The organism is Mycobacterium sp. E796 (genome assembly GCF_001672815.1).
Lineage (GTDB): Bacteria > Actinomycetota > Actinomycetes > Mycobacteriales > Mycobacteriaceae > Mycobacterium.
Genome location: NZ_LZKK01000176.1, coordinates 1 through 23649, shown reverse-complemented (window position 1 = coordinate 23649; position 23649 = coordinate 1). Strand labels below are relative to the sequence as shown.

22 protein-coding genes and 3 pseudogenes are annotated in these 23649 nt (G+C 68.3%); 15 read left to right on the top strand and 10 right to left on the bottom strand.

Translation table 11 applies throughout. From position 1 onward, the window contains the following. Nucleotides 1–39 precede the first annotated feature (39 nt). The 5 genes from A5706_RS13090 (at nt 40) to A5706_RS13070 (ending at nt 3918) form a co-directional block, all read left to right on the top strand. Nucleotides 40–348 carry a tryptophanase gene (locus A5706_RS13090; protein WP_068131172.1) on the top strand — a complete coding sequence of 103 codons (309 nt, stop codon included), beginning with the start codon at nt 40–42 and terminating at the stop codon, nt 346–348. Further along, the gene (locus A5706_RS13085) at nt 341–955 is read left to right on the top strand and encodes a GNAT family N-acetyltransferase (RefSeq protein WP_068131168.1); all 615 of its coding nucleotides are present in this window, start codon (nt 341–343) and stop codon (nt 953–955) included. The genes A5706_RS13090 and A5706_RS13085 overlap by 8 nt, the downstream gene beginning before the upstream one ends. Before the next feature lie 138 nt (nt 956–1093). Then, nucleotides 1094–1621, top strand: a complete 528-nt coding sequence (locus A5706_RS13080; RefSeq protein ID WP_068131193.1) for a YkgB family protein — start codon at nt 1094–1096, stop codon at nt 1619–1621. A gap of 31 nt (nt 1622–1652) precedes the next feature. Next, nucleotides 1653–3062 carry a dihydrolipoyl dehydrogenase gene (gene lpdA, locus A5706_RS13075; protein WP_068131190.1) on the top strand — a complete coding sequence of 470 codons (1410 nt, stop codon included), beginning with the start codon at nt 1653–1655 and terminating at the stop codon, nt 3060–3062. A gap of 109 nt (nt 3063–3171) precedes the next feature. Beyond that, nucleotides 3172–3918 (top strand): DUF5666 domain-containing protein, encoded by a 747-nt coding sequence (locus A5706_RS13070; RefSeq protein ID WP_197517821.1) that lies wholly within the window; start codon nt 3172–3174, stop codon nt 3916–3918. Nucleotides 3919–3934: 16 nt separating this feature from the next. Here A5706_RS13070 and A5706_RS13065 read toward each other — a convergent pair whose 3' ends face one another. The 7 genes and pseudogenes from A5706_RS13065 to A5706_RS13035 all read right to left on the bottom strand — a co-directional run bounded on the left by A5706_RS13065 (nt 3935) and on the right by A5706_RS13035 (nt 10139). Beyond that, nucleotides 3935–4282, bottom strand: a complete 348-nt coding sequence (locus tag A5706_RS13065; RefSeq protein WP_066929521.1) for a metal-sulfur cluster assembly factor — start codon at nt 4280–4282, stop codon at nt 3935–3937. Then, nucleotides 4260–4746: pseudogene (gene sufU, locus A5706_RS13060) on the bottom strand (Fe-S cluster assembly sulfur transfer protein SufU); the annotation flags it as partial. The pseudogene sufU and the gene A5706_RS13065, both read right to left, overlap by 23 nt. After that, nucleotides 4742–5977, bottom strand: a complete 1236-nt coding sequence (locus A5706_RS13055) for a cysteine desulfurase (protein WP_068131160.1) — start codon at nt 5975–5977, stop codon at nt 4742–4744. The gene A5706_RS13055 and the pseudogene sufU, both read right to left, overlap by 5 nt. A gap of 1 nt (nt 5978) precedes the next feature. Beyond that, nucleotides 5979–6761 carry a Fe-S cluster assembly ATPase SufC gene (gene sufC, locus A5706_RS13050; RefSeq protein ID WP_067148242.1) on the bottom strand — a complete coding sequence of 261 codons (783 nt, stop codon included), beginning with the start codon at nt 6759–6761 and terminating at the stop codon, nt 5979–5981. Continuing rightward, nucleotides 6758–7915, bottom strand: a complete 1158-nt coding sequence (gene sufD, locus A5706_RS13045) for a Fe-S cluster assembly protein SufD (RefSeq protein WP_068131158.1) — start codon at nt 7913–7915, stop codon at nt 6758–6760. The genes sufC and sufD overlap by 4 nt, the downstream gene beginning before the upstream one ends. Further along, on the bottom strand, nt 7912–9354 hold the full coding sequence (gene sufB, locus A5706_RS13040) for a Fe-S cluster assembly protein SufB (RefSeq protein WP_068131155.1): 1443 nt from the start codon (nt 9352–9354) through the stop codon (nt 7912–7914). Before sufB ends, sufD begins: the two co-directional genes overlap by 4 nt. Beyond that, nucleotides 9351–10139 carry a metalloregulator ArsR/SmtB family transcription factor gene (locus A5706_RS13035; protein WP_082964338.1) on the bottom strand — a complete coding sequence of 263 codons (789 nt, stop codon included), beginning with the start codon at nt 10137–10139 and terminating at the stop codon, nt 9351–9353. Before A5706_RS13035 ends, sufB begins: the two co-directional genes overlap by 4 nt. A gap of 56 nt (nt 10140–10195) precedes the next feature. Here A5706_RS13035 and mptB point away from each other — a divergent pair, with 56 nt between their 5' ends. The 4 genes from mptB (at nt 10196) to A5706_RS13015 (ending at nt 14655) form a co-directional block, all read left to right on the top strand. Further along, entirely contained in the window at nt 10196–11896 is a 1701-nt protein-coding gene (mptB, locus tag A5706_RS13030) for a polyprenol phosphomannose-dependent alpha 1,6 mannosyltransferase MptB (RefSeq protein ID WP_068131151.1), read from the top strand. Continuing rightward, a complete protein-coding gene (locus A5706_RS13025) occupies nt 11893–12834 on the top strand; it encodes an ABC transporter ATP-binding protein (protein WP_156767094.1) in 942 nt (313 codons plus the stop codon). The genes mptB and A5706_RS13025 overlap by 4 nt, the downstream gene beginning before the upstream one ends. Nucleotides 12835–12911: 77 nt before the next feature. Further along, on the top strand, nt 12912–13622 hold the full coding sequence (locus tag A5706_RS13020) for an ABC transporter permease (protein ID WP_231985261.1): 711 nt from the start codon (nt 12912–12914) through the stop codon (nt 13620–13622). A 67-nt stretch (nt 13623–13689) separates the two neighbouring features. Beyond that, on the top strand, nt 13690–14655 hold the full coding sequence (locus A5706_RS13015; RefSeq protein ID WP_068131145.1) for a heme A synthase: 966 nt from the start codon (nt 13690–13692) through the stop codon (nt 14653–14655). Here the strand turns inward: A5706_RS13015 and A5706_RS13010 are convergent. Next, nucleotides 14602–15246 carry a hypothetical protein gene (locus A5706_RS13010; RefSeq protein WP_068131141.1) on the bottom strand — a complete coding sequence of 215 codons (645 nt, stop codon included), beginning with the start codon at nt 15244–15246 and terminating at the stop codon, nt 14602–14604. The two genes, A5706_RS13015 and A5706_RS13010, sit on opposite strands and share 54 nt — an antisense overlap. 19 nt (nt 15247–15265) lie before the next feature. Here A5706_RS13010 and A5706_RS13005 point away from each other — a divergent pair, with 19 nt between their 5' ends. After that, complete coding sequence (locus tag A5706_RS13005) at nt 15266–16240, top strand: quinone oxidoreductase (RefSeq protein WP_068131138.1); 975 nt, start codon at nt 15266–15268, stop codon at nt 16238–16240. Between the two features lie 148 nt (nt 16241–16388). Here the strand turns inward: A5706_RS13005 and A5706_RS13000 are convergent, their stop codons facing one another. After that, nucleotides 16389–17318: a heme o synthase gene (locus A5706_RS13000; RefSeq protein WP_068100659.1), complete on the bottom strand. Its 930-nt coding sequence runs from the start codon at nt 17316–17318 to the stop codon at nt 16389–16391. A gap of 253 nt (nt 17319–17571) precedes the next feature. On the opposite strand from A5706_RS13000, the gene tkt reads away from it, so the two are divergent. The 5 genes and pseudogenes from tkt to A5706_RS34270 form a co-directional block, all read left to right on the top strand. Continuing rightward, nucleotides 17572–19662, top strand: a complete 2091-nt coding sequence (gene tkt, locus A5706_RS12995) for a transketolase (RefSeq protein ID WP_068131135.1) — start codon at nt 17572–17574, stop codon at nt 19660–19662. A gap of 15 nt (nt 19663–19677) precedes the next feature. Further along, nucleotides 19678–20799: a transaldolase gene (gene tal, locus A5706_RS12990; RefSeq protein ID WP_068131133.1), complete on the top strand. Its 1122-nt coding sequence runs from the start codon at nt 19678–19680 to the stop codon at nt 20797–20799. Beyond that, nucleotides 20796–22358: a glucose-6-phosphate dehydrogenase gene (gene zwf, locus A5706_RS12985; RefSeq protein WP_068131130.1), complete on the top strand. Its 1563-nt coding sequence runs from the start codon at nt 20796–20798 to the stop codon at nt 22356–22358. Before tal ends, zwf begins: the two co-directional genes overlap by 4 nt. Further along, nucleotides 22355–23266: a glucose-6-phosphate dehydrogenase assembly protein OpcA gene (gene opcA / locus A5706_RS12980; protein ID WP_068131184.1), complete on the top strand. Its 912-nt coding sequence runs from the start codon at nt 22355–22357 to the stop codon at nt 23264–23266. Before zwf ends, opcA begins: the two co-directional genes overlap by 4 nt. Beyond that, nucleotides 23263–23403: pseudogene (locus A5706_RS34270) on the top strand (6-phosphogluconolactonase); the annotation flags it as partial. The gene opcA and the pseudogene A5706_RS34270, both read left to right, overlap by 4 nt. Here A5706_RS34270 and A5706_RS32235 read toward each other — a convergent pair. Further along, a pseudogene (locus A5706_RS32235) lies at nt 23400–23649 on the bottom strand (6-phosphogluconolactonase); the annotation flags it as partial. The pseudogenes A5706_RS34270 and A5706_RS32235 overlap by 4 nt on opposite strands.

Genomic DNA, 23649 nt, shown 5'->3' with positions numbered 1-23649 from the left:
ACCGCCATGAGGCCCCGGACTCCGGTCGCCATCGATGGCATGATTGACCCGCCGTTTATCTCCGACGACGACATGGCATGGTCGCTGATCGATGCGATCAAGCCGTGTCTGACCGACTACGAGCGCACGGTTGCGTTCGTCGAATTGGGCTGCGGCGACGGATATCTCGTGATCCAGCGCATCCTCACTGCCCTTGTGTCGACCCCGTCGGCGTTGCCGATGGCGATCCTCGCGAAGCTGAGCAGCTGGCTGAATGGCCACGCAGGCAGCCCAGAGGAGCCGCAACTGCGGATGATGCTCGCCCTAATTTGCCTGCGGCGGTGCGAGGCTAGGAGTCGGAATGATTGAGCATCGCCGCGTCGAGTGGGAAGCCGACACGCGGCGCATCCGGACAGCCCGGCTGGTGCTGCGACCATGGCAACTCGATGATGACCTCGACGCATACGCCATATACGGCGCGGCCGAAGTGGCGCGTTGGTTGTGTCCGGCTTTGCCCCCCATCGTCGGTCGGACCGAAATGCGACAGGTCCTAGCGACGTGGCTCGCCGAACGCGACCCGACGGGGCTGCCGCTCGGTCGCTGGGCAATCACCGACAAAAGCTCCGGAGACGTGTTCGGGGGCGTGGCACTGCTTCCGTTGCCGCCGGGCGACACTGATTTAGAGATCGGGTGGCAGCTGTGTCCGAAGGCCTGGGGCCATGGGTATGGCGCGGAAGCCGGTCACGCGGTTGCCCATCTCGCATTCGAAAAGCTCGGTGTGAGTGAGGTTTTCGCAGTCGTCCGACCGGAGAATCGCCGCGGTGTGGCTACCGCCCGACGAGTGGGCATGGAATGGGTCGGCGAGACCGACAAGTACTACAACCTCACGCTGCAGGTCTATCGCCTGAGCAAGGCGGACCTAGACCTACCGGAGCCGGCGTGTGCGCCGATGAACTCGACCGGAAGCACACCTTAGTCCGCCCGTTGCCGCTATCGCGCTCTCACCCGGGTGGATTGCGTGCGGGGGCGAGGACAACTCACCCGCTGCGCAGAGACAGTGGTCGTCGAGCTGAGCCGCGACCGCAGCCGCCGCGAAACACAGAATGGAGACGGCATGTCACAGAGCGAGGCCACCACCATGACGAGCGCCGGCCGAGGAAAGCCTCGAACGACCGGTATCGCGCCACTCGTCGCACGGTATGGCCTGGTCATAGTCCTGGCCTGGTTTGGCGCCATGAAATTCACAAACTATGAATCTCAAGGTATTTCGCATTGGGTGGCGCATAGCCCCTTCTTGGGTTGGGTCTACGAAGCCATGTCTATCGACACCTTTGGTCGGGTGAACGGATCACTGGAATTGACTACTGCAGCGTTGCTGGCCCTCAAGCCTTGGTTCCCGAAAGCTTCCGTGGTGGGCGGCATCTTCGCCTCCCTGTTCTTCGTGACCACCCTGAGTTTCATGATCACGACCCCCGGCGTCGGCGAGGCGTCTGCCGGCGGCTTTCCCGTTTTGTCCGCAGACGGGGAATTCTTGATGAAGGACATCGCGCTCCTCGGCTTAGCGCTGTGGTTGCTGGCGGACGCCGTCGATGCGACCCGCGAAAAGAACGGCCGCACCCCATCAAACTGGAACTCCCCCTGATGAAGTTGCATGCCGTAGAACGGGAGCCGTGTTGACCCCGCGGGCCGGCGAACACTACGGTCTCCTCGTCCTCGGCGCCGGCTCGGGGGGATACGTGGCCGCCATCCGCGCCGCCCAGCTTGGCATGACCGTCGGGATAGTCGAGGAACGCTATTGGGGCGGGGTTTGCCTCAACACGGGCTGTGTTCCCTCAAAAGCATTGCTGCGCAATGCAGAAATCGCCTCCATCATCACCCACCAGCCCGCCACGTTCGGCATCCGCGGCGCCGTGAGTCTCGACTACGAGCGTGCCGTGTCACGCAGCCGCGAAGTGGCCGAGGCTCGGGTCCGCGGCGTGCACTTCTTGATGCGCAAGAACAACATCGCTGAGATTAACGGCCGTGGCCGTTTGACCAGTCCCCACGGCGTCCACATAGACCTGCGTGAGGGGGGCACCACATCAGCGACCTTCGACCACGCCGTCATCGCGACCGGATCGCGCGTGCGCATGCTGCCTGGGGTTGCCCTCAGCGACAACATCGTCACCTATGAACAGCAGATTCTCAGCGCCGACCTGCCCGAATCGATCGTGATCATCGGCGGAGGGAGCATCGGCATGGAATTCGCCTACATCCTCCACAGTTACGGTGTACACGTCGAGATCCTGGAATTCACCGACCGTGTCCTTCCTGGCGAAGATGCGGATGTTTCACGAGAACTTCAGCGGCACTACCGACGGCGCGGGATCGCGATTCACACGTCCACCCGGGTCGACAAGGTCATCGACCACGGCGACCATGTCGTCGTCAGCCATACCGGTGCTGACGGAACGTCCGCGATCGCGCGTGCCGCGCGGGCTTTCATCTGCATCGGTTTTCGTCCCAACGTCGAGGGAATCGGTCTCGACGCCGCCGGAGTGCGTCTCAGTGCCGGTGGCGCTATCGATATCGACGACTACATGCGAACGTCCGCGCCGCATATCTACGCCGTTGGTGACGTCACCGCCAAAGTTCAACTGGCCCATGTCGCTTCGGCCCAAGGTGTGATCGCCGCCGAAACGATCGCTGGCGCAGAAACGATGCCACTGGACTACCGGATGATGCCGCGAGTGACCTTTTGCCAACCGCAAGTCGCCAGCTTCGGATACACCGAAGAACAAGCCCGTGCGGCCGGTCACCGCTTGCGGGTCGCTACATTTCCCATGCAGGCCAGCGCCAAGGCCCACGGACTGGGTGAACGGGGCGGTTTCATCAAGGTGGTTGCCGACGACGCGTATGGCGAGATTCTGGGAGCGCATTTGGTGGGTAGCGAAGTCAGCGAGCTCCTCCCCGAGTTGACGCTGGCGCAGCTGTGGGACCTGACCGCCACCGAGCTGGCACGAAACGTCCACACTCATCCCACACTCGGTGAAGGGCTCCAGGAGTGCTTTCACGCCCTGACCGGGAACGCCATCAATCTGTGAGTGACGCCCACAGCAGCGGCCCGTGACCTGGGTTACGGGACGGTGAATTCTCGCCCCAAGTGGGTACCCGCCGGCTAAACGTCTGTAAGCCACGATCGGAGCCGCGTCGATGCCTGCCACCAGCGTGAAGCCTCGGCTGGCTCAAATCGCGCTCGTCGCGATCGTCGGGTTCATCGCGTTGAGCGTCGCGATGTGCCACTCCGGCGGCACGGCGAGCAACACCGGCACCACCGCAAAGCCGACGGTGACGGCGACCCCGCGCAGCCCGGCGGCCGGCGCGGTGCCCCCACCGGCTCCCCCGCCGCCCCCCGCCCCGAAGGACTACGTCGAGGGCCTGGTCCAGTCGGTCTCAGGCGGGACGATCCAGCTAAGGACGCGGACCGGGTCGGCCACCGTGGACTTCACGCCGCAGACCAGGGTCGTCGAGACCTCGCCGGCCCAGCTGAGCGACGTAACCCCCGGCAGCTGCGTCAACGTGCGCGCCACCCCGCAGAGCGCGCCAACCCCCGGCGCGGTCACCGCCCAATCGGTGACGGTCACCGGAGCCGTCGACGGCAAGTGCCCGCCGCCCGCCGGGTTCTACGGCACGGTCAGCTCGGTCTCCGGCAACACCATCGCGGTAAGCGGTATCGGCGCCCAGCCGACGCCCACGAACGTGACGGTCGCCGACACGACGTCCTATCAGAAGCAGACGGCTTCGGACGCCCAGGCGATCACGAACGGAAAGTGCATGGGGGCGCAGGGAATTCAGGACGCCGGCGTGCTGCACGCGATGACCATCAGCCTGGAGACGTGCCCGCCGATGGGTCACCCGCACCACCACCTGCACCTGCCCCATCTCCCCTTCCACCTGTGACGGGGACGCGCGGGACTCAGACGGTGAAGCCGAGGGCGCGTAGCTGCTCGCGACCGTCCTCGGTGATCTTGTCGGGTCCCCACGGCGGGTTCCACACCCAGTTGATCCGCAGGTCGTCGACCAGACCGCTGCCGACCAGCGCGCTGCGCGACTGGTCCTCGATGACGTCGGTCAGCGGGCACGCCGCCGACGTCAACGTCATGTCGATCAGGGCGACGGTTCCCTCGTCGCCCTCTTCCACGTTGAGGCCGTAAACCAGTCCGAGATCGACGACGTTGATGCCCAATTCGGGGTCGACGACGTCGCGCATCGCCTCCTCGACGTCGGCGAGGAACTCGTCGTTCGGTGCGGTGGTTTCGCTCATTTTTGGTCCTCCTCGAAGCCTGCGCTGGCCTGAGCCAGGGCGTCCTTGAAAGCCATCCAGCCGAGCAGCGCGCACTTAACCCGCGCCGGATATTTGGCGACGCCGGCGAACGCGACCCCGTCGCCCAACACGTCCTCGTCGCCGTCGATGGTGCCGCGTGAGGACACCATCTCGCTGAACGCGGTGGTGGTCTTGAGTGCCTCACCGACGCTGCGGCCGATCACCTGCTGGGTCAGCACCGACGTCGACGCCTGGCTGATCGAACAGCCCTGCCCGTCGTACGAGACGTCGGTGACGGTTTCCCCGTCGTCGGACAGCGCGACCCGCAGGGTGATCTCGTCACCGCAGACGGGGTTTACGTGGTGCACCTGCGCGCCGAACGGCTCCCGCAGCCCCCGGTGCTGCGGGTGCTTGTAGTGATCGAGGATCACGTCCTGATAGATCTGTTCGAGGCGCAAGTCAATCTCTCCCAAAGAAATCCAGCGCGCGTCGCACGCCGGCCACCAGTCGCTCGACCTCGTCGTGGGTGTTGTAGACCGCGAACGACGCCCGCGCGGTCGCCGCCACGCCGAACCGGCGGTGCAGCGGCAGGGCGCAGTGGTGGCCCACCCGCACCGCCACGCCGTCGTCGTCGAGCACCTGCCCGACGTCGTGGGCGTGCACGCCGTCGACGACGAACGCCACCGGGGAGCCCCGGTTCTCCGTCGACGTCGGGCCGACGATGCGCAGGCCGTCGATGCCGGACAGGCCGTCGATGGCCGCGGCGACCAGCTCGCGTTCGTGGGCCTCCACCGCGTCCATGCCGATGGCGCCGAGATAGCGTGCGGCGGCGGCCAATCCGACCACCTGGGAGGTCATCGGGGTGCCGGCCTCGAAGCGCTGCGGCGGCGCCGCGTAGGTGCTGACCTCCATGGCGACCGTCTCGATCATCGAACCGCCGGTGAGAAATGGCGGCGCGGACGATAACAGCTCGCCACGCCCGTACAGCACGCCGATCCCGGTGGGGCCCAGCATCTTGTGGCCGGAGAACGCCGCGAAGTCGACGTCGAGCGCGTGGAAATCGACCGGCCGGTGCGGCACCGACTGGCAGGCGTCCAGCACCGTCAGCGCCCCCACGGCCTTGGCGCGCCCGACCAGCTCGCCCACCGGCGCGACGGCTCCGGTGACGTTCGAATGGTGGCTGAACGCAAGGACTTTGACTCGCTCGTCGAGTTGCAGCGAGTCGAGATCGATGCGCCCGTCATCCGTGACGCCGTACCAGCGCAACGTCGCCCCGGTGCGCCGGGCCAGCTCCTGCCACGGGACCAGGTTGGCGTGGTGCTCGAGCTCGGTTGTGACGATGACATCGCCGGGCCCGACGGCGTGCTCGAAACGGTTGTCGCCCAGCACGTATGACACCAGGTTGAGCGCCTCGGTGGCGTTCTTGGTGAACACCAGCTCGTCGGCGTCGGCGCCCACGAAAGCCGCGATATCGGATCGCCCCTGCTCGTAGGCGTCCGTGGCCTCCTCCATCAGCTGGTGCGCCCCGCGATGCACCGCGCCGTTGGAGGTCAGTAGAAATTCCCGCTCGGCGTCGAGCACCTGCAGCGGACGCTGCGAGGTCGCGCCGGAATCCAAGTACGCCAACTGGTTTCCGCCGCGCATGATGCGCTTGAGGATCGGGAAGTCGGCACGGATGGCCGCGACGTCCAACATCTCAGGCCCCGGTGGCCGCCGCTTGGGAGAAGCGCACATACCCGTTCTGCTCGAGCTCGTCGGCCAGCTCCGGACCGCCGGACTCGGCGATGCGGCCGCCCACGAACACGTGCACGTACTCCGGGTGGATGTAGCGCAGGATGCGGGTGTAGTGCGTGATCAACAGGATTCCGCCGTGCTCGGTTTCGGCGTAGCGGTTCACGCCGTCGCTGACCACCCGCAGCGCGTCGACGTCCAGCCCGGAGTCGGTCTCGTCGAGGATCGCGATCTTGGGCTTGAGCAGCTCCAGCTGCAGGATCTCGTGGCGCTTCTTCTCGCCGCCGGAGAAACCCTCGTTGACGCTGCGTTCGGCGAAGACGGGGTCGATCTCGAGGGACGTCATCGCCCCCTTGACCTCTTTGACCCAGTGGCGCAGCTTCGGGGCCTCGCCTCGGATGGCCGTCGCCGCCGAGCGCAGGAAGTTCGACACCGACACGCCGGGCACCTCGACGGGGTACTGCATCGCGAGGAATATCCCGGCACGCGCGCGCTCGTCGACGCTCATCGCCAGCACGTCCTCGCCGTCCAGCGTGATCGACCCGGAGGTGACGCGGTACTTGGGGTGACCGGCGATCGCGTAGGACAGCGTCGACTTGCCGGACCCGTTGGGACCCATGAGCGCATGCGTCTCACCGGATTTCACCGTCAGGTCCACGCCCTTGAGGATGGGGATCTCGCGCTCGCCCTCGGCGGCGTTGGGGTCGTCGACGCTGACGTGCAGGTCTTTGATTTCCAGGGTCGTCATGATGTGGTTGTTTTCTCCGTAATGGCCAGTTCGTGTTCGATGGCTGCGGTCAGGCGTTCGCGTATCTCGGGCACCGCGATCTTCGAGATGATCTCCCCGAAGAACCCGCGGACCACCAGGCGGCGGGCCTGATCCTCCGGGATGCCGCGCGAACGCAGGTAGAACAGTTGCTCGTCGTCGAAACGCCCGGTGGCGCTGGCGTGTCCGGCGCCGGCGATCTCGCCGGTCTCGATTTCGAGGTTGGGCACCGAGTCGGCGCGCGCGCCGTCGGTGAGCACCAGGTTGCGGTTCACCTCGAAGGTGTCGGTACCGGTGGCTTCGGCGCGGATCAGCACGTCGCCCACCCAGACCGTGTGCGCGTCGGGCAGCGCGGAATCCGGATCTCCTTGCAGCGCACCCTTGTACAGCACGTTCGACTTGCAGTCGGGCCGCGCGTGGTCCACCAGCAGTCGCGACTCGAGGTGCTGGCCGTCGTCGGCGAAGTACAAGCCCAGCAACTCGGCGTCCCCACCGGGACCGGAAAATCGCATATTGGCCGACATCCGCACCACCTCACCGCCCAGCGTGACGGTGACGTGCCGCAGCACCGAGTCCTTGCCCAGCCTGGCGTGGTGCGCGCTCAGGTGCACCATGTCGTCGGCCCAGTCGGCGATCCACACGACCGTCAGCCGGGCGGCGTCGTCGACGACCAATTCGAGGTTGTCGGCGTAAGTTCCGCCGCCGCGCTGGTCGATGACCACCACCGCCTCGCCGAGCTCTTCGACGCGGACCTGCAGGTGCCCGTAGGCCACGGCGCCTTCGCCGGGGCCGGTGACGGTGATGTTGATCGGCTCGGCAATCCGGGTGTCCCGGCCGACGGTGACGACGGTCGCGGAGTTGAAGGACGAGAACGCCTGGGCGGCAACGCGATCGGCGGGGGCACCGCCCTCGCCGAGCCGCTCGTCGCCGCGGCGGACGGTCTCGACCTGCACGCCGGGCCGCTCGCCGACGGTCATCCCGGCGCGGCCCGTGGCCTTTGCAGAACCGTCGTGCAGGCCACGCAGCCGCCGCAGCGGGGTGAACCGCCACAGCTCGTCGCGGCCGTGCGGAACCTCGAAGGCGTCAACGTCGAAGGACGCGAAGAGCTCGCCTTTATTCAGAGCAGTAGCGGTCATCCGACCGCGCCCTCCATCTGCAGCTCGATCAGCCGGTTGAGCTCCAGCGCGTACTCCATCGGCAGCTCTTTGGCGATCGGCTCGACGAAGCCGCGCACCACCATCGCCATCGCCTCGTCCTCGGTCAGCCCGCGGCTCATCAGGTAGAACAGCTGGTTTTCGCTGACCTTCGACACCGTGGCCTCGTGGCCCATGGTGACGTCATCCTCGCGGATGTCGACGTAGGGGTAGGTGTCGCTGCGGCTGATCGTATCGACCAGCAGCGCATCGCATTTCACGCTCGAGCGCGACCCGTGCGCGCCCTTGTTCACCTGCACCAGGCCGCGGTAGGAGGTGCGGCCGCCGCCGCGGGCCACCGACTTGGACACGATGTTGCTCGAGGTGTTGGGCGCCAGGTGCAGCATCTTGGCGCCGGTGTCCTGGTGCTGGTCCTCGCCGGCGAACGCCACCGACAGCACCTCGCCTTTGGCGTGCTCGCCGGTCATCCAGACCGCCGGGTACTTCATCGTCACCTTCGAGCCGATGTTGCCGTCGACCCACTCCATGGTGGCGCCGGCCTCGGCGCGGGCCCGCTTGGTGACCAGGTTGTAGACGTTGCCCGACCAGTTCTGGATCGTCGTGTAACGGCAACGGCCACCCGGCTTTACGATGATCTCCACCACCGCGGAGTGCAGCGAATCCGACTTGTAGATCGGAGCGGTACAGCCCTCGATGTAGTGGACGTAAGCATTCTCGTCGACGATGATCAGCGTGCGTTCGAACTGGCCCATGTTCTCGGTGTTGATCCGGAAGTAGGCCTGCAGCGGGATGTCGACGTGCACGCCCGGCGGCACGTAGATGAACGAGCCGCCGCTCCACACCGCGGTGTTCAGCGCGGAGAACTTGTTGTCCCCCGCCGGGATCACGGTGCCGAAGTACTCCTTGAAGACCTCAGGATGCTCGCGCAGGCCCGTGTCGGTGTCGAGGAAGATAACCCCTTGCGCCTCAAGGTCTTCCCGGATCTGGTGGTACACCACCTCGGACTCGTACTGCGCCGCGACGCCCGCCACCAGCCGCTGCTTCTCCGCCTCAGGGATGCCCAGCCGGTCGTAGGTGTTGCGGATGTCCTCGGGGAGGTCATCCCACGTCGCGGCCTGCTTCTCGGTGGAGCGCACGAAGTATTTGATGTTGTCGAAGTCGATGCCCCCGAGGTCCGAGCCCCAGTTCGGCATGGGCTTGCGCTCGAAGATGCGCAGCGCCTTGAGCCGGGTCTGCAGCATCCACTCGGGCTCGTTCTTCTTCGCCGAGATGTCGCGCACCACCGCCTCGGACAGTCCGCGCTGCGCGCTGGCGCCCGCGACGTCGGAGTCCGCCCAGCCGTAGCCGTACCGCCCCAGCGAGGCGATCGCCTCCTCCTGGGTCAGCGGCTGGGCAGGGGCCCTGTCGGCCTCAAGGGTCATAACGACGCTCCTTCGATGCTGGTGGTGTCGGGCGGCGGGCTGGCCGCCGGGGTCAGGGGCACGTGGGTGGTGCAGGCGCAGTTTCCGTTGACGATGGTCGCCAACCGCTGCACGTGGGTTCCGAGCACCTCGGCCATGGCCTGCTGCTCGGCTTCACACAACTCGGGGAATTCCTCGGCGACGTGCGACACCGGGCAGTGGTGCTGGCAGATCTGCACGCCGTGGATCGGCCCGCCCACCCGCGTCGTGGTCGCGACGTAACCGGCCTTGGTCAGCGCGCCGGCGACCCGCTCGGCCGCCGCCTCGACCTCGGCGTCGTCGCCGCTGTCGGCCGCCTCGACCCCGGCCAGGATCGCGTCGATGCGCCGCCGGGCGAAGGTGCGGACGGCGTCCTCGCCGCCGATCTCCCGCAGCTGGCGCATGGCCGCCGCGGCCAGGTCGTCGTAGGCGTGGTCGAGCTTGGCCCGGCCGGCCCCGGTCAGCCGGAAGCGCTTGGCGGGGCGCCCGCGGCCCACCTGCCGCCATGGCTCGGCGGCCACCGACTCAGCGTCGCCCGCCTCGATCAGCGCGTCGAGGTGCCGCCGCACGCCGGCGGGCGTCAGCCCGAGCCGATCCCCGATCTCGACGGCCGTGATCGATCCGGATTCCAGCAGCAGGCGCACGATGGCGCGGCGGGTGTGACCGTCCGGCACCGCGGCGCCGACGGGAGCCACGGGCGCCTCATCGAGGCTGGTTCGGATTTTCACAACACCAGTGTGACGCAATTCCGGGGATCGGTCCACCAAGGGTCCCCTGTCTGCGCGTTGCGCTGGTCACAAGGGCGTGCCGCTACGCTGCTCTGATGGCAGCCCGCCACCACACGCTGAGCTCGTCGATCGCCAGCCTGCACGGCGACGAGCAAGCGGTGGGTTCGCCGCTGAACGATACCGAGCTCACCGCGCTGCAGCGCACCCGCCTGTTCGGCGCCACCGGCACCGTCCTGATGGCGATCGGCGCGCTGGGTGCCGGGGCGCGACCCGTCGTGCAGGACCCGACGTTCGGGGTACGGCTGCTCAACCTGCCGTCGCGCATCCAGACGGTCTCGCTGACGATGACGACGACTGGCGCGGTCATGATGGCGCTGGCGTGGCTGATGCTGGGACGGTTTGCGCTGGGCAACCGGAAAATGTCGCGCGGGGACCTGGACCGCACCCTGCTGCTGTGGACGCTGCCGCTGCTGATCGCGCCGCCGATGTACAGCAAGGACGTCTACTCGTACCTGGCCCAGAGCCAGATCTCGCTGGAGGGCCTCGACCCCTACAAGGTGGGTCCGGCGTCCGGGCTGGGCCTCGGCCACGTGTTCACGCTGTCGGTGCCCACGCTGTGGCGCGAGACGCCCGCGCCGTACGGCCCGTTGTTCCTGTGGATCGGACGGGGCATCTCGGCGCTGACCGGGGAGAACATCGTCGCCGCGGTGCTGTGCCACCGGCTCGTGGTGCTGATCGGGGTCGGCTTGATCGTGTGGGCCACCCCGCGGCTGGCCAGGCGCTGCGGCGTCGCCGAGGTGAGCGCGCTGTGGCTGGGGGCCGCCAATCCGCTGCTGATCATGCACCTGGTCGCCGGCGTCCACAACGAGGCGCTGATGCTCGGGCTGATGCTGGCGGGCGCCGAGTTCGCGCTGCGCGGCATCGACGCTCCGCGACTGCTGCCCACCTCGTGGCGGCCGGGCCCGAGCTGGGAGCCGTTGGCCATGCTGCTCGCGGGCGCGGTCCTGATCGCCCTGTCCTCGCAGGTGAAGCTGCCGTCGCTGCTGGCGCTGGGGTTCGTCACGATGGCTCTGGCCTACCGCTGCGGCGGCAACCTGCGCGCCCTGTTGCTGGCGGGCGGTGGGATGGCGGCGCTGGCGGTGGCGGTGATGGCCCTGGTCGGCTGGGCCAGCGGGCTGGGATTCGGCTGGATCTACACGCTGGGGACCGCCAACGTGGTGCGCAGCTGGATGTCGCCACCGACGCTGCTGGCGCTGGGCACCGGGCAGGTGGGGATCCTGCTGGGCCTCGGCGATCACACCACCGCCGTGCTGGGGCTGACCCGTGGCATCGGCGTGCTGATCATCACGGTGTTGGTGGCCTGGTTGCTGGTGGCCGTCTTCCGCGGCCGGCTGCACCCGATCGGCGGCCTGGGTGTCGCGCTGGGCATCTGCGTGTTGCTGTTCCCGGTGGTGCAGCCCTGGTATCTGCTGTGGGCCATCATCCCGCTGGCCGCGTGGGCCACACGCCCGGGCTTCCGGGTGGCGGTGATCGTCATCACCCTCGTCGTCGGCATCTTCGGTCCGACGGCCAACGGTGACCGCTTCGCCCTCTTCCAGATCGTGGACGCCACGCTGGCCAGCAGCCTGATCGTGGCGGTGCTCATTGCGTTGACCTACACCCGTCTGCCGTGGCGCCAACTGCAGCCGAGGGGCCCGGAAACCAACGGCCAGACGGCTGTCACGGTGCCCGCCGAGCCCCCGAAGACTGCCACTCGCTCCGAGGCGGCGCCCGACGCCTACGCTGATTCCACGTGAGCCCGCTCCCCGAAACGCCCGACACTGTCGTGCGGCTGCGCGGGGTCACCAAGCAATACGGGTCCACCACGGCCGTCTCCAACCTCGATCTGGAGGTGCACGCCGCCGAGGTGCTGGCCCTGCTCGGGCCCAACGGCGCCGGTAAGACCACGACGGTCGAGATGTGCGAGGGCTTCGCGCGTCCCGACGCCGGCACGATCCGGGTGCTAGGCCTGGACCCCATCGCCGACAACGCACGCCTGCGCGCACGGATCGGGGTGATGCTGCAGGGCGGCGGCGGCTACCCCGCGGCGCGGGCAGGCGAAATGCTCAACCTGGTGGCCGCCTACTCCGCCGACCCGCTGGACCCGGCGTGGCTGCTGGACACCCTCGGCCTCACCGACGCCGCCCGCACCACCTACCGGCGGCTCTCCGGCGGGCAGCAGCAACGGCTGGCCCTCGCCTGTGCGCTGGTCGGCCGGCCCGAGCTGGTGTTCCTCGACGAGCCCACCGCCGGCATGGACGCCCACGCCCGGCTGCTGGTCTGGGAGCTCATCGACGCGCTGCGCCGCGACGGCGTGACCGTGCTGCTGACCACGCACCAGCTCAAGGAGGCCGAGGAACTCGCCGATCGGCTGGTGATCATCGACCACGGGGTGACGGTGGCCTCGGGCACGCCGATGGAACTGATGCGCGCGGGCGCCAAGGACCAGCTGCGCTTCACCGCGCCGCCGCGCCTCGACCTGTCCCTGCTGGCGTCCGCGCTGCCGGAGGACTACAAGGCCACCGAGGTGACGCCGGGCGAGTACCTGGTCGAGGGCCCGGTCGACCCGCAGGTGCTGGCGACCGTCACGGCGTGGTGCGCGCAGATCGACGTGCTGGCCACCGACATGCGCGTTGAGCAACGCAGCCTCGAGGACGTCTTCCTCGACCTCACCGGCAGGAAGCTACGGCCGTGACTCATCCGGGGACCCAGTCGAACACCTTCCCCGCGGGGACCTTCAAACCCGACCCACGGCCCAGCCCCGTGCCGCGGATGCTCGCGGCGCAGTTCGGGCTGGAGCTCAAGCTGCTGCTGCGCAACGGCGAGCAATTGCTGCTGACCATGTTCATCCCGATCACGCTGCTGGTCGGGCTGACCCTGCTGCCCTTCGGCGACTTCGGCCGCAACCGCGCGGCCACGTTCGTCCCGGTGATCATGGCCCTCGCCGTCATCTCGACCGCCTTCACCGGGCAGGCGATCGCCGTCGCGTTCGATCGCCGCTACGGCGCGCTGAAACGGCTCGGGGCCACCCCGCTGCCGGTGTGGGGCATCATCGCCGGGAAATCGCTGGCGGTGGTCACGGTGGTGTTCCTGCAGGCAATCCTGTTGGGCGCCATCGGTTTTACGCTCGGCTGGCGACCCGCACCCGCGGCGTTGCTGTTGGGCGCGGCGGTCATCGCGCTGGGCACCGCCGGATTCGCGGCGCTCGGGCTGTTGCTCGGCGGGACGCTGCGCGCCGAGATCGTGCTGGCGGTGGCCAACCTGATGTGGTTCGTCTTCGCCGGCCTGGGTGCGCTCACTCTGGAAACCAGGATGATCCCGCCGGTGGTGAAATGGCTTTCCCGGCTCACCCCGTCGGGCGCGCTCACCGAGGCGCTCTCCCAGGCGATGACGCTGTCGGTGGACTGGTTCGGGATCGTCGTCCTGGCGGTATGGGGAGCGCTGGCCGCGCTGGCCGCCCGGCGGTGGTTCCGCTTCACCTGACGGCATCGCGCTGAGGTCGCCGGGCCCGTACTACAGGCCGTAGTTTTTCTTGGCTTACCATCGGGCGGTGCTACGACGAACGCTGCGGCGGTTGGTGGACCTGCTCCCCGACCCCAGCCTGCGCGCCCAGCGCGTCGTCGCCGCGCTCGTCATCCTGACCCAGGGCGGCATCGCGGTCACCGGCGCGATCGTGCGCGTCACCGCCTCGGGGCTGGGCTGCCCCACCTGGCCGCAGTGCTTTCCCGGCAGCTTCACCCCGGTCGCCGTGGCCGAGGTGCCACGGATCCACCAGGCCGTCGAGTTCGGCAACCGGATGATCACCTTCGCCGTGGTGATCACGGCGGCGCTGGCCGTGCTGGCCGTGACCCGCGCGCGCCGGCGCACCGAGGTCCTGGTCTACGCGTGGCTGATGCCGGTGTCGACGGTGGTGCAGGCGGTGATCGGCGGCATCACCGTGCGCACCGGGCTGCTGTGGTGGACCGTCGCCGTGCACCTGCTGACGTCGATGACGATGGTGTGGCTGTCGGTGCTGCTCTACGTCAAGGTGGGCGAGCCCGATAACGGCACGGTCCACTACACGGTGGCCCGGCCGCTGCGCGCGCTGACCGCGCTGAGCGCGGTGAACCTGGCGGCGGTGCTGGTCACCGGCACGCTGGTGACCGCCGCCGGCCCGCACGCCGGCGACCGCAGCCCCAACCGCACCGTGCCCCGGCTGAAGGTCGACATCCCCACGCTGGTGCACGCGCATTCGTCGCTGCTGGTCTCCTACCTGGCGCTGCTGGTCGGGCTCGGCTTCGGGCTGCTGGCGGTGGGCGCCGGCCGGGCCATCCGGCTGCGGCTGGGCGTGCTGGTCGCCCTGGTGTGCGCCCAGGCCGCGGTCGGCGCCGCCCAGTACTACACCGGGGTGCCCGCCGCCCTGGTCGCGGTGCACGTGGCGGGCGCGGCCGCCTGCACGGCGGCGACGGCGGCGCTATGGGCCTCAATGCGAACCCGGTTGCGACAACGGACCGAGCCCCAGCCGCTCGCAGGCTGACTCCACGGCGAGGGCGAACTCGCGCTGGGCCCGCCCCCGGGTGTCGGCGTCAAGCTGCGACCAGCCCAGCGACGGCGCCACCAGGTCGAGCCCCACCAGCCGGTCCCCCGCCAGGTCGGCGCGCGCGTAAAGCAGCTCGCGCGAGTCGATTCCGGCGCGTTGCGCGGCCGACGCGATGGCGGCGTATCCGAGGTCCCACGCCTCCAACTCCGGCTCGACCGGCCAGGCGTGCGACCGCTGCCCGCCGATGAAGACCAACGCCGACCGTGCCGTCGCGCCCGGCAGCACCGGTACCCCGTCGTCCTCGAGGTCGCGCAGGTACCGCTCGCCGAGGTTCCACGCGATCGCGTCGGGCGGGTTGAGCAGGTGGCGTACCCGGCGGATCCAGGCCAGGAAGTCATCGCGTGGGCCGGGGGCGCGACGCAGGACCACCAGGTCGGCGCCGACGGTCTGCGGGTCGTCCCAGGACAACCAGCGCGCGTGCAGCCCGCGGGTTCGCAGCGCCGGCACCAGCCCCGCATCGTCGGAGTGCCGGGGATCACCCGCCAGCACGATGCGCGGATGGAAGACGTCCGGGCGGGCCAACTTCATGCCCGGGCATGATATCCACATGCACGCAATCGAAGTCAGCGAAACCGGTGGTCCCGAAGTCCTGCGCTATGTCGACGTCCCCGAGCCCACGCCCGGCCCCGGCGAACTCTTGATCAAGGCCGAGGCCATCGGCGTCAACTACATCGACACCTATTTCCGCTCCGGCCAGTACCCGCGCGAGGTGCCGTTCCTCCTCGGCCAGGAGACCGCCGGCACCGTCGTCGCCACGGGCGACGGGGTCGACGGTTTCAGCGAGGGCGACCGGGTGGGCACCGCCGCGGCGTCGGGCGCTTACGCAGAATTCGCCACCGCCCCAGCGGCTTTGACCGCCAAGGTGCCCGATGGCGTGACGTCCGAGGTGGCCGCCTCGGTGATGCTGAAGGGCCTGACCGCGCATTACCTGCTGACATCGGTGTATCCGGTCAAAAGCGGGGACACCGTGCTGGTGCACGCGGGCGCCGGCGGGGTCGGGCTGATCCTGACCCAATGGGCCACGCTGCTGGGGGCGCGGGTCATCACCACCGTCTCCACGCCGGAGAAGGAGCGGATCTCCAAGGAGGCCGGCGCCGCCGAGGTGCTCTCCTATCCCGATAACCCGGACGAATTCGGCCAGAAGATCCGCGAATTGACGGGCGGCGACGGGGTGGCCGCGGTGTACGACGGCGTCGGCGCGACCACCTTCGACGCCAGCCTGGCCAGCCTGGCCGTCCGGGGCACACTTGCGCTGTTCGGCGCCGCCAGCGGGCCCGTTCCACCGTTCGACCCGCAGCGCCTCAACGCCGCCGGGTCGGTGTTCTTGACCCGCCCGTCGCTGGCGCACTTCATCCGCACCGGCGACGAATTCCATTGGCGCGCAGGCGAACTATTCGACGCGATCGCCGGCGGCGGCATCACCATCGAGGTCGGCGGACGCTATCCGCTCGCCGAAGCGGCGCGCGCACACGAGGACTTACAGAGCCGCAAGACGACGGGCTCGATTGTGCTGCTGCCGTAACGGTTCGGCGCACCTTTCACAGCGGCCCCAAAAGGGAAGGGGTCGACGTTTTGCCCGCCTCGCAGCGACACCTCTTCCACCACAAAGGTTGTCGCTGTGAGGCGGGCACACAGGGTGCGGCCTCGCGGAGAGACGGCTGTGACCGGTACTACAGCAGCGTCGGCAGCGCGATCACCGAGTCGACCGCCAGCGCGCAGAACACCACCGCCAGGTAGTTGTTCGATTGCAGGAACAGCCGCAGCGGCTTGACCGGCTCGCCGGCGCGCACGCCGGCGTACAGCTGATGCGCCATCGCCAGGAACCACACTCCGGCCAGCAGGGCGACCGCCGCGTAGAGCCAGCCGGTGGCCAGCGCCAGCGCCAGCGTCGCGAGCACGGTCAGCCAGGTGTAGATCAGGATCTGCTTGGTGACCTGACGTTCGGTCGCCACTGCGGGCAGCATCGGGACGCCGGCCGCCTTGTAGTCGTCCTTGTACCGCATCGCCAAGGCCCAGGTGTGCGGCGGCGTCCAGAAGAAGATGATCGCGAACATCACCAATGCCGGCCAGGAGATGGTGCCGGTGACCGCGGACCAGCCGATCATCACCGGCATGCAGCCCGCCGCCCCGCCCCACACGACGTTTTGCGACGTGCGGCGCTTGAGCAACAGCGTGTAGACGAACACGTAGAACGCGATGGTGGCTACGGCCAGCAGCCCGGACAGCAGGTTGGTCGTCCACCAGAGCCAGAAGAACGAGCCCACGCTGAGCACCAGCCCCAAGACCAGGGCGTTTCGCGTCGGCACCGCGGCGCGCGCCAACGGCCTGCGCGCGGTGCGCTTCATTACCTTGTCGATGTCGGCGTCGGCCACGCAGTTGAGCGTGTTGGCGCCGCCGGCGGCCAGCATCCCGCCGATCAGCGTGTTGAGGATCAGCAGCGGGTTCACGGTGCCGCGGTGGGCGAGCAGCATCGCTGGGATCGCGGTGACGAGCAGCAACTCGATGACCCGCGGCTTGGTGAGCGCCAGGTACGCCAGGACCGTGCCTTGTACCCGGCCCGGTGCCTCTCGACTCGGCGCGACGCGCCCGCGAACGCTCACGCAATAACTCCTTGGGGTCGCAGCAGCGCGCAGCATCTACTACGCACGATGGTAGACCGCGTGCCGGCGGCCGCCTGCCCGGAGGGTCCGAAAGGGATTCTTCCGAGAATTCCGAACAGATTGCAAAGCCCAGGCGACCGGAGCGTATTTTCACAGCGGCCGGCGTTGGGTACTAGAGAACTCTGCGCTGCAGGAGCCGGCACTCCCGCATTAGGGTAGGCAATATCAGCTTGATGACCCAAGGACTGAGGCTGTGACGACACTCGAAGAGATCTCCACGCTGACTCAACCGCACCTCCCCGACGACTGGACCGAGATCGATTCGGCTGCGGTCGACACGATCCGGGTGCTGGCCGCCGACGCGGTCCAAAAAGTCGGCAACGGCCATCCCGGAACGGCGATGAGCCTGGCCCCGCTGGCCTACACCCTGTTTCAGCGCACGATGCGCCACGATCCCAGCGACACCTACTGGCTGGGTCGTGACCGGTTCGTCCTGTCGGCCGGGCACAGCAGCCTCACCCTGTACCTGCAGCTGTACCTGGGCGGGTTCGGCCTGGAGCTGTCGGACATCGAGTCGTTGCGCACGTGGGGATCCAAGACGCCCGGGCACCCGGAGTTCCGGCACACCAAAGGCGTTGAGATCACCACCGGCCCGCTCGGTCAGGGCCTGGCGTCCTCGGTCGGGATGGCGATGGCGTCGCGCTACGAGCGCGGCCTGTTCGACCCGGACGCCGAGCCGGGCACCAGCCCGTTCGACCACTTCATCTTTGTCATCGCCTCCGATGGGGACATCGAGGAGGGCGTGACGTCCGAGGCGTCGTCGCTGGCGGCCGTGCAGCAGCTGGGCAACCTGATCGTGTTCTACGACCACAATCAGATCTCCATCGAGGACGACACCAACATCGCGCTGTGCGAGGACACCGCCGCGCGTTACGAGGCCTACGGCTGGCACGTGCAGCGGGTGGAGGGCGGCGAGAACGTCGTCGGCATCGAGGAGGCCATCGCCAACGCCAAGGCCGTCACCGACCGGCCGTCGTTCATCGAGCTGCGCACCATCATCGGCTACCCGGCGCCCAAGCTGATGAACACCGGAAAGGCGCACGGCGCCGCCCTCGGCGACGAAGAGGTCGCGGCCGTCAAGAAGATCCTGGGCTTCGACCCGGACAAGAACTTCGAGGTGCGCGACGAGGTCATCACCCACACCCGCAAGCTGGTGGACCGCGGCAAGGAAGCGCACGAGAAGTGGCAGGCGGAGTTCGACGCCTGGGCGCAGCGCGAACCCGAACGCAAGGCCCTGCTCGACCGGTTGACCGCCGAGCAGCTGCCCGAGGGCTGGGACGCGGACGTCCCGACCTGGACCCCGGAGGACAAGCCGTTGGCCACCCGCGCGGCGTCCGGCAAGGTGCTCAACGCGGTGGGACCGAAACTGCCCGAGCTGTGGGGCGGTTCGGCCGACCTGGCGGGCAGCAACAACACCACCATGGACAACGTCAAATCGTTTGGGCCCCCGTCGATTTCGACGAAGGACTACACCGCCGACTGGTACGGTCGCACGCTGCACTTCGGCGTTCGCGAACACGCGATGGGCGCCATCCTGTCCGGCATCGTCCTGCACGGCCCGACTCGGGCCTACGGCGGCACGTTCCTGCAGTTCTCCGACTACATGCGCCCGGCCGTGCGCCTGGCGTCGCTGATGGACATCGACACCATCTACGTATGGACGCACGATTCGATCGGGCTGGGCGAGGACGGCCCGACGCACCAGCCGATCGAGCACCTGGCCGCGCTGCGCGCCATCCCCCACCTGTCGGTGGTGCGCCCGGCCGACGCCAACGAGACCGCCTACGCCTGGCGCACGATCCTCGCCCGCGGCAACGGCAGCGGCCCGGTCGGCCTGATCCTGACCCGCCAGGGTGTGCCGGTCCTGGAGGGCACCGACTTCGAGGGTGTCGGCCGCGGCGGCTACATCCTGGGTGATGACGGCGGCGACGAGCCGGACGTCGTGCTGATCGCCACGGGCTCCGAGGTCCAGCTCGCCGTCGAGGCGCGAAACCTGCTGGCGGACAGGGACATCGTGGCGCGGGTGGTGTCCATGCCGTGCGTCGAGTGGTTCGAGTCGCAGCCCGAGGAGTACCGCGACAGCGTGCTGCCCCCTTCGGTGTCGGCGCGGGTGGCCGTCGAGGCGGGGATCGCGCAGTCCTGGCACAAGCTCGTCGGCGACACCGGTCGCATCGTGTCGATCGAGCACTACGGCGAATCCGCCGATTACAAGACTTTGTTCCGTGAGTTCGGCTTTACCGCCGAAGCCGTCGCGGCGGCCGCGGAGCAGGTAGTCGATAACTGAGAAAGGGTGATTCACATGGCCAGTCAGAACCCCAACCTCGCGGCGCTGAGCGCAGCCGGGGTGTCCGTTTGGCTGGATGACTTGTCGCGCGAGCGGCTGCAGTCGGGCAACCTGCAAGAGCTGATCGACACCAAAAGCGTTGTCGGCGTGACCACCAACCCCTCGATCTTCCAGAAGGCGCTCGCCGACAGCGACACCTACGACGAGCAGATCTCCGAGTTGGCGGAACGCGGTGCCGACGTGGACGCCACCATTCGCACGGTCACCACCGACGACGTCCGCAACGCGTGCGACGTGCTGCGGCCGCAGTGGGAGGCCTCCGACGGCGTCGACGGCCGGGTGTCCATCGAGGTCGACCCGCGACTCGCGGCCGAGACCGACAAGACCACCGCGCAGGCCGTCGAGCTGTGGAAGATCGTCGACCGGCCCAACTTGTTCATCAAGATCCCCGCGACCAAGGCCGGCATTCCCGCCATCACTTCCGTTCTAGCGGAAGGGATTTCGGTCAACGTCACGCTGATCTTCTCCGTCGAGCGGCACCGCCAGGTGATGGACGCCTACCTGGCCGGGCTGGAGAAGGCCCGCGAGGCCGGGCACGACCTGTCCAAGATCCATTCGGTGGCATCGTTCTTCGTCTCCCGGGTGGACACCGAGGTCGACAAGCGGCTGGAAAAGATCGGCTCCGAAGACGCGCTCGCGCTGCGCGGCAAGGCCGGCGTCGCCAACGCCCGCTTGGCGTACGCCGCCTACGAAGAGGTCTTCAAGGGCGGCGATCGCTACGAGTCGCTCAAGGCCGACGGGGCTCGCGTGCAGCGGCCGCTGTGGGCGTCGACGGGGGTCAAGAACCCGGACTACTCCGACACCCTCTACGTCACCGAGCTGGTCGCGCCGAACACGGTTAACACTATGCCGGAGAAGACGATCGACGCCGTCGCCGATCACGGTGAAATCAAGGGCGACACCGTCAGCGGCACCGCACCGGCCGCTCAGGAGGTGTTCGACAAGCTGGCCGCGGTCGGCGTCGACCTGACCGACGTCTTCGTGGTGCTGGAAAATGAGGGCGTGGAAAAGTTCGTGGAGTCCTGGACCGAGTTGTTGGAAGAGACACAGAAGCAACTCGATTCCCTCGGCAAATGAGCCCGGCGGGCTCGAAGGCGGGCTCCCGCGACGCCACGCAGTGGCGAAACCCGTTGCGGGACAAGCAGGACAAGCGACTGCCCCGGATCGCCGGCCCGTGCGGCATGGTGATCTTCGGGGTCACCGGCGACCTGGCCCGCAAGAAGGTGATGCCGGCCATCTACGACCTGGCCAATCGTGGGTTGCTGCCGCCGACCTTCTCACTGGTGGGTTTCGCCCGCCGGGATTGGCAGACGCAGGATTTCCGCAAAGTGGTCTACCAGGCCGTCAAGGAACACTGCCGCACGCCGTTCCGGGAGGAGAACTGGGAGCGGCTGGCCGAGGGATTCCGTTTCGTGCCGGGCGCTTTCGATGACGACGAGGCGTTCGCCCGGCTCGCCGAGACGCTCGAGAAGTTGGACGCCGAGCGCGGCACCGGCGGCAACCACGCCTTCTACCTGGCGATCCCACCGAACGCCTTCCCGGTGGTGTGCGAGCAGCTGCACAAGTCCGGCCTGGCCCGCCCGCAGGGTGACCGGTGGAGCCGGGTCGTCATCGAAAAGCCGTTCGGCCACGACCTGGAAAGCGCCCGCGAGCTGAACAAAACCGTCAACGCCGTCTTCCCGGAGGAGGCGGTGTTCCGCATCGACCACTATCTGGGCAAGGAGACGGTCCGCAACATCCTGGCGCTGAGGTTCGCCAACCAGTTGTTCGACCCGATCTGGAACGCCCACTACGTCGACCACGTGCAGATCACCATGGCCGAGGACATCGGGCTGGGTGGCCGGGCCGGCTACTACGACGGCATCGGCGCCGCCCGCGACGTCATCCAGAACCACCTCATGCAGCTGCTGGCGCTGACCGCGATGGAGGAGCCGGTGAGCTTCAATCCGGCTGCGCTGCAAACCGAGAAGATCAAGGTGCTCTCTGCGACGCAGCTCGCCGAACCGCTCGACGAGACCACCAGCCGCGGCCAGTACACCGCCGGCTGGCAGGGCGGCGAGAAGGTCGTCGGGCTGCTCGACGAGGAGGGGTTCTCCAAGGACTCCACCACCGAGACGTTCGCCGCGATCACGCTCGAGGTCGACACCCGCCGCTGGGCCGGCGTGCCGTTCTACCTGCGAACCGGTAAACGCCTGGGCCGCAGGGTGACCGAGATCGCCCTGATCTTCAAGCGCGCACCGCACCTGCCGTTCGACGCCACCATGACCGACGAGCTGGGCGCGAACGCGATGGTCATCCGCGTGCAGCCCGACGAGGGCACCACCCTGCGGTTCGGCTCCAAGGTGCCGGGCACCGCCATGGAGGTCCGCGACGTCAACATGGACTTCTCCTACGGATCGGCGTTCGCCGAGGAATCACCAGAGGCCTACGAGCAGCTCATCCTCGACGTGCTGCTCGGCGAGCCGTCCCTGTTCCCGGTCAACGAAGAAGTCGAATTGGCCTGGGAGATACTGGATCCCGTCCTCGAGAACTGGGCTTCGCACGGCAAGCCCGACCCCTACGAGGCCGGCACCTGGGGCCCGGAATCGGCGTTCGAGATGCTGCGCCGCACGGGCAGGGAATGGCGGCGGCCATGATTGTCGACCTGCCCGATACGACCACCACCGCGGTCAACAAGAAACTGAGCGAGCTGCGCGAAAAGGCCGGCGCCGTCACCATGGGGCGGGTGCTGACCCTGCTCATCGCGCCCGACAGCGAGGACGTGCTGGAGGAATCGCTGAAGGCGGCCAACGACGCCAGCCACGAGCACCCGAGCCGCATCATCGTCACGATGCGGGGTGACCCGTACGCCGACGCACCGCGCCTGGACGCCCAACTGCGCTCCGGCGGCGACACCGGCGCCAGCGAGGTGGTGATCCTCAACCTGTCCGGTCCGCTGTCGGGCCACGCCGCCAGCGTGGTCATCCCGTTCCTGCTGCCCGACATCCCCGTCGTGGCGTGGTGGCCCGACATCGCCCCGGAGAAGCCGGCGCAGGACCCGTTGGGCAAGTTGGCAATCCGGCGCATCACCGACGCCACCAACGGCATCGACCCGTTGTCGGCGATCAAGAGCCGCCTGCCCGGGTACAGCGCCGGCGACACCGACCTGTGCTGGGCGCGCATCACCTACTGGCGGGCGCTGCTGACCTCCGCCGTGGACCAACCGCCGCACGAACCGATCGAGTCGGCGGTGGTTTCCGGCCTCAAGACCGAGCCCGCGCTCGACATCCTGGCGGGCTGGCTGGCCAGCCGCATCGACGGTCCGGTGCGCCGGGCGGTCGGCGAGCTCAAAGTCGAGCTGACACGCTCAAGCGAGACCATCACACTCAGCCGGCCCCAGGAGGGCAGGACCGCCACCCTGAGCCGCACGGCGCGCCCGGACGCCCTGGTTCCGTTGGCGCGCAGGGAAACCGGTGAATGCCTGGCCGAGGACCTGCGCCGGCTGGACGCCGACGAGGTCTACCGAACAGCGCTGGAGGGGATCAAGAAGGTGCAGTACGTATGAGTCCGACCGTCGAAGTTTTCAAGGACGGCGACGCCCTCGTCGAGGCCGCGGGCGAACGGCTGGTCAAGACCATCCAGGACGCCGCGGCGGCGCGGGGCCGGGCCCTGATCGTGCTGACCGGCGGCGGCAACGGCATCGCGTGCACCTGACTCGACGGGATGTCGACGTGATCGAGCAGGGCCTCCCGCGCCTGCTTGTCGTTGCGCTCGTCGTCGTCCTCGGGCACGTAGCGCTCGTCGCCCCAGAACAGGTGCACCTTGGACCAGTCGACCTGGTCACGACGGGTGGCGAGGTAGCGCAGCAGCCCGATGCCGTTGCCGCCGCCGGTCAGCACGATCAGGGCCCGGCCCCGCGCCGCCGCGGCGTCCTGGATGGTCTTGACC